Genomic DNA, 1,417 nt, shown 5'->3' with positions numbered 1-1,417 from the left:
ATGGGGTGGGCAACAACCCACTGGGGGGAAGACGGATCGGCCCGCGAAAAAGACGGCTAACGCCGAGTGGGACGGGTGTCCGCCGCCGTGCGGGACGACCCCGGCGCCGGACCGGTTCAGGCGAGGGTGATCTTGTCGCCCTCGACGGATATCTTCGCCGCTGCCAGCGGACGGGTGGCGGGGCCTCCGGCGACCGTACCGTCCGCGATCTTGAAGAGGCTCTGGTGGCAGGGGCAGACGATGTTTCCGTCCTTCACCGTCGCGACCGAGCAGCCCTGATGCGTGCAGGTCGCCGAGAAGGCCTTGAACTGCCCCGCCATCGGCTGGGTGACCACCACCTTCTGGTCCTTGAACACCTTGCCGCCGCCGACCGGGATCTCAGACGTCTGCGCGAGCGCCTGCCCGCCGCCGCCGGCGCCGCCGTCGGCACCGCCGGTGCCACCGCCCGTCGAGGGGGCGGCGGCCGGCGCGTTGTCGGCTGCTGCGTCCGACCCGCCGTCGTTGCCGCAGCCGCTCAGGACGGTGCCTGCCAGCGTGGCGGCGCCCGCCGCGAGAACCGTGCGCCGACGCGTGGTGTCACCCATGGCCGTATCTCCTTCTCGTACCGGAAGCGGGCCGGAGCATCCCTTGCCACTCCAGCCTCAGCAGGAACACGCAGGGAAGCGGCGGACGGTTCAACGCGTCCCCCGCGGATTTCCGGCCGAACCGGAGGGCGGGTTGCTGCGTGTCCAGGGTGTGACTACGACATCCTCCGACCTGCGCGCCCGAGCGGCCGAGTACGCACTCCTGCCGCTGCGCCTCTTCCTCGGCATCACCTTCGTCTACGCCGGTCTGGGCAAGCTGACCGACGCGGCGTTCCTCTCCGCCGCCGGTGACGGCTCGATCGGACAGCAGATGGAGGCCGTACGGGACTCGGCCGCTCTCCCCGGGCTGATCGAACTCTCGTCGCAGAGCCCGGTGGGCTTCGGCATCGCAATGGCCCTCGGTGAACTGGCCGTCGGGCTGGGCGCCCTGGCGGGCCTGCTGACCCGGGTCGCGGCCCTCGGCGGCGCCCTGATCTCGCTGAGCCTGTGGCTGACCATCAGCTGGCCGACCACCCCGTACTACTACGGCAACGACCTGGCGTACCTGGTGGCCTGGACCCCGCTGATCCTCGCGGGAGCCCCTGCACTCTCCCTCGACGCGCTGCTGCACCGCCGGCGGCGCGGGTCGGCCTCGGCGCACGCGAGGTCCAGGCGGAACCCGGCCACCGCCGTCCCGTCCTGAACCGCCGGCGGTGCCTCGTCGGATCGGGCTGCGTCAGACCCCTTGGCCGCGGCGCCGCGGGGCCGAGTCGAGCAAGGGCCGGACACCGCGCCCGGGGGGTCTTACGTGGGTGTCGAGAGTGGGAGCAGCGGAGAGGGCCTCAGGTTCGTGT

The 1,417-nt window shown here is 72.0% G+C and carries 2 protein-coding genes; one reads left to right on the top strand and one right to left on the bottom strand.

Going from position 1 to position 1,417, the window contains the following annotated elements:
- Window positions 1-116: 116 nt before the first annotated feature.
- Window positions 117-584 carry a Rieske (2Fe-2S) protein gene (locus ACZ49B_RS14025; RefSeq protein ID WP_468304828.1) on the bottom strand — a complete coding sequence of 156 codons (468 nt, stop codon included), beginning with the start codon at window positions 582-584 and terminating at the stop codon, window positions 117-119.
- Between the two features lie 151 nt (window positions 585-735).
- On the opposite strand from ACZ49B_RS14025, the gene ACZ49B_RS14020 reads away from it, so the two are divergent.
- A complete protein-coding gene (locus ACZ49B_RS14020) occupies window positions 736-1,266 on the top strand; it encodes a DoxX family protein (RefSeq protein ID WP_468304825.1) in 531 nt (176 codons plus the stop codon).
- The last annotated feature ends 151 nt before the right edge of the window (window positions 1,267-1,417 follow it).

It is taken from the genome of Streptomyces sp. NPDC031132, assembly GCF_055570595.1.
This window is presented reverse-complemented; position numbering and strand designations above follow the sequence as displayed.

Coding starts and splice junctions, on each gene's coding strand:
- ACZ49B_RS14025 (WP_468304828.1), bottom strand. CDS start 584: ATGGGTGACACCACGCGTCGGCGCACGGTTCTCGCGGCGGGCGCCGCC.